Raw genomic sequence first — 4576 nt, 5'->3', positions numbered from 1 at the left:
CCCCACACCCCACACCCTACACCCTACAACACCCTACACCCTACACCCTCTTCTTACTTAGCCTGAATAGGAGTTAAGGCCACACCTTTGTAATAATGTCCTAAAATTTGTAGGTGGTTTGCTCCGCGTTGAGCGAGGTTGTATGCTCCCCACTGACTCATACCTAAACCATGTCCAAAGCCTAATCCTTGGAGGACAAAACCGCCATTTGCGTCTTTGTTAACGGTAAAACGGGTACTTTTTAACCTGAGTGCGGTACGAACTTCTTCACCTTGCAGAACTTTTGTACCTTGATCACCGACTATTTTCAGGGTTTTAACGCTGCGGAAAGGGGACAGAGATTCGATAATCATGTCTCTGACATTACCTATACCAGAAACTCTGGCGCTAATTTCTGCTGGTGAAAAGGTTTTTATCCAGTTACATTCTTTGACATTTTGATCAAAGTCTTGGACTGCACGTAAATAAGGGAGGGTATTTCCCCAAACGTCTTCTACGTTTTCGGTGTGTCCACCAGAACAGGCATGAAAGACTGAAAGTATAATTCTATTGTTATAAGTGAGGACTTTTCCGGCGGTGTCGTCTACTGCGGCGTAGGTTTTGCGTGATTCGCTGCTGACACCTTTGTAAATTTGCCAACGGTCGGGGCTATCTCCTAAATCATAAATGGGATTGTTGCGCTGTTTTTCTCGCTCATAGAGGGCATAGGTACGTGCGGCGATCGCTTGGGCTTTTAAGGCTTCTTGTGGCCAGCTAGAGTCCATTTCTCCACCGATGACGCTGTAAAGATATTCTTCTAAATCTACCCAGTTGACTGCGGTTAAGCCTTTTTCGGTGGGGATAATCAGTGTTCTACCGCGAAACCAGCGATCGCCTATATAAACAAATCCTTTAGCAGTTGGTTCAATCCAAAATATACCTGATTGCCATTTATCTAAAGCAATGCCTCCAGGAACTGCTTGAGCAGCATAGGCACTCATTCCAGGTAGTTGTCCCAGGGTACGACCAGAACTATCTTTAACTATTGCTGTCGTGGAAGCACCAACTTTGACCTGATTTACTCCCCTTTCAATTGCTACGCGCAGGATGACAGATGCTTGAGCAGGAGCAACTAAAGCAAACCACAAGAGGAGACCTATCCACCAATGTCTTCCTTGAATTCGGGAAAATAAAGCGCCTAAATAAAGTTGGATTTTCATGCTGATTGGTTTAATCACAAGCCTCTACAAGTTTAATCAGACAGTTCTCCTGGTCAGGAGGTTGCCACTTCTACTTATTATGCAGTTTGCTGAGACTTGTGGTGTTTTAATCCGCCGATTGAAATTTTTCAGAAGGTTTTGAAGATTTGGTGTGAGCAATATGCTTACGATTTGGTTGCTTTTGGCGGATGATTGACTTCATTGGCAACAATACCAATTAAATTCAACTGACTCAAAATTTCCGTTGTTTGCATTAGTTCCTGTGGGGTTAACTGACCGATGCGTCCCACGATGACAATACCATTAGAAACAGAGGCAATAATTCTGGCATCAACGCTATCTAAAACGGAAGAAGTATCTATTAAAACTAAGTCGTAGATTTTTTCAAAGGATTCAATTAGTTCTTTCAGTCTTCCTGAAGTGAGGAGATTAACTACATCATCTGGTGTTGGTCCTGCGGTCAAAACATCAATTGATGGGTGAATCGGTTGGATATAATTGTGAAATTGAGTTTTGATGTCATCCAGCAATAATAGAGACAAACCCCAATCGTTGGAGATTTCCAGAATTTTGTGTAAACTGGGCGATCGCAAATTTGCATCAATGACTAACACCCGTTGATGCATTTGGGCTGCACTAGCTCCCAGTCCCAAAGCTAAAGTTGTTTTACCCTCTCCTGGTAGGGCTGAAGTCAACATCAACGATTTAAAAGGTAAGGAATTCTTGAATATTTGCAGATTTTGGTAAATCATATCCAGTGTTTCATGACTGGACAATTTAGTTTTGCTTTCTATAATGGCAGGTGATGATATTTTTTGTTTATACCTTAATACCTGCTTGAGTCTATTTTTAAAACTGGTTTTACCTAATTTCGGTACAGACCCCAGTAATCGAATATTGGTCAGCTTCTGTAAATCAAGAGGTGATAAAATTGCCTGATTAAACTTTTCCCAAATCAAGGCAAATACTACACCTAAGATTGGACCTGTTAACATTCCACCAATAATCAACAACCATTTCTTATTACCAATATAAATTCCCAGGTCTGGTTCTTCCAATACTTGCCAGTCAAATCCTCCCTGAGCAATTTTTATGCCTAAAGACTGTTGCAGTTGAAGCAGTTGCTCAAGAGTTTTACGTTGGACATTCACATCTGACAACAACCGATTATATTCAGCTATAATACTAGGGTATATACTAAGCTGATCCCGAATTTGTTGCTCAGATTTAGCTAAATTATTTTCATTATCAATTAGCTTATTTAATCTTTTTTCTAACTGCTCTAACTGATTAGTTAATTTTGGCTCTACCTCTGATAAAGTGTTGACTTTACTGTTCGTATTGACAGCTTCTTCTTTCACTTCTTGCTGTAATAATGCCATTTGCACTTGGCGTTTTTGTTTCAGTCTAATTATAACTGGAGAATTTTCAGTGTAGCGTAGACGTTCCTCGGCTAAAACTTGTTCTGTTTTTCTAATCTCATCTACTAAAGCCTGATAACTACTAGAACGATTTAAACTAGTTGCCAATTGTGCATTTTTTTGAGCAGATGCTAAACTTTCTTCTAAGGTATTGTAGCGACTTTGTAATTCGGAAATCTGGGTGCGAATAGTCCGGCGTTGTTTTTGAATATCAGTCAGAGATTCTAACAAAATTTTACTTTGGACTAAGGGGTCAATTAAATTATATTTCTTACGAAACAATGCTAATTTCTTTTCTCCTGCTAGTGACTCTTGTTGTAATTTAGGTAATCTATTATTAACAAAAGCTAAACCTTGATTGACACGCTGGTTTTTTTGTTCCAGATTGTAGTCTTGATAAACTTTTTGTAAAGCTTGCAATACTCTTTGTGTTTTGACTGGATTGGGATCTTTAAAAGATACAACAAATACTTGATTATAAGCTTGATGAGATGCCGAAATTTTGTCTAATGGTGCTATTTGTAAAGATGCCTGTTTACCTGTATCAACTTTACCTTTGATATCTTCAATGGTCAGATCAGGATAATCAGAACGCAATAAATCAACAGCTTTTTGAATTAGCTTAGAACTGAGCATGACTTGCATCTGATTAGTATCATCTACAGATGAAATATTTAGCTTAGTTAAATCGCTTTTGGCATTTATTTGTGGATATTTAGAGAGTTGTGCTTGTTCCAAATCATCACTCACCATGATTTGCATTGAACTTTGGTACATGGGTTTAGTAATGACCGCTATCAGACTTGTTACTGACATTACTGCACAGGAAACTCCCAAGATCATAAAGCGTCGATAAAACAGAATTTTAGATATTTGTCTAATATCCAACACGCTTTGTTTAGAGGTAGTAACCAGTTGTTTGCGATTAAGACCAGTTGTAGCCACTATTAAAGCCCTCTACTATCAAAACAATATATCTGGCATATCTGGAAAATAATGATGAGAAAAAAATTAGAGATAAAATTTGGCAGATCAGCAGAGAATTTACACTCAAATTTATCTCTTAAAACACTAATACCAATTGGCAAAATGATGGTGACAGATGGAAAACTGCGAAGCTCATGCAGTCTATCTGCAACACTTTCAAATCTCAAATTCCTAACCCCAAGTGGTATAATATTTATTATTTCCAGGATGATATAACTACTGGATAGAAGATATCTTGAAGTAGCTATTCCATAGTTAATTCAACCAGATATATACCCGTTCAGCACTATAATAGTAAATTTATTCATTAGATTTTTAAATATTTAATGAAGGATAAAAAGGAAATATATAGAAATTCTAAATAGGGTTTTCTGAAGTGTAGAGCTTTTTCAGCAAACCCTACATACTATGAATTATCGTATTTGTCAATAGTACATTTTTTCTGCCAGTTAAGGTACATCAATATATGAGATATTTTTTCCCTGCATTGCTCTCTCAAATTGCTGCTAATTTGTAAAGTTTTGTATTTTTTTGCTGTTGATTGCTGAAAAGACTATAAATAAAGGGTTTGAGCAGCAGTATTTTTGATCGATGCAAAATTGACAACAAAACGCCGATTATGAAATTCTTTTAAATTCTAGCAAATTGCTGAAAGTATTGCAAGTTCGTTAATTAATAAGAATTATTATCAATAAATTCTTAATAAATCTTAACTCTAATTAGTATTTAATTTAAATATTAAACTTAACATTTATAACTTATAAATTTTAATTATATTTATCTAAAGCGAAAAATGACATTCCCAGTCGGAAACAAGGAACGAGAAAAACTCAGTGGAAACTCATGATAGCAGACGTCAGGAGTAAAACCTAGAATGAAACAATTATCAATTATCAATTATCAATTATCAATTATCAATTATCAATTATCAATTATCAATTATCAATTATCAATTATCAATTATCAATT

At 36.5% G+C, this 4576-nt stretch carries 2 protein-coding genes; both read right to left on the bottom strand.

Features of this window, described 5'->3' with window-relative positions; translation table 11 throughout:
- Positions 1-53: 53 nt before the first annotated feature.
- Positions 54-1199 carry a SpoIID/LytB domain-containing protein gene (locus tag A0J48_RS25895; RefSeq protein ID WP_200327446.1) on the bottom strand — a complete coding sequence of 382 codons (1146 nt, stop codon included), beginning with the start codon at positions 1197-1199 and terminating at the stop codon, positions 54-56.
- Positions 1200-1363: 164 nt separating this feature from the next.
- Positions 1364-3565, bottom strand: a complete 2202-nt coding sequence (locus tag A0J48_RS25890; RefSeq protein ID WP_200327445.1) for a GumC family protein — start codon at positions 3563-3565, stop codon at positions 1364-1366.
- Positions 3566-4576: the final 1011 nt, after the last annotated feature.

The organism is Sphaerospermopsis aphanizomenoides BCCUSP55 (assembly GCF_001586785.1).
Classification (GTDB): domain Bacteria; phylum Cyanobacteriota; class Cyanobacteriia; order Cyanobacteriales; family Nostocaceae; genus Sphaerospermopsis_A; species Sphaerospermopsis_A aphanizomenoides_A.
Note: the sequence above shows the minus strand (reverse complement) of the source record. Positions and strands in the feature narration are given on the sequence as shown.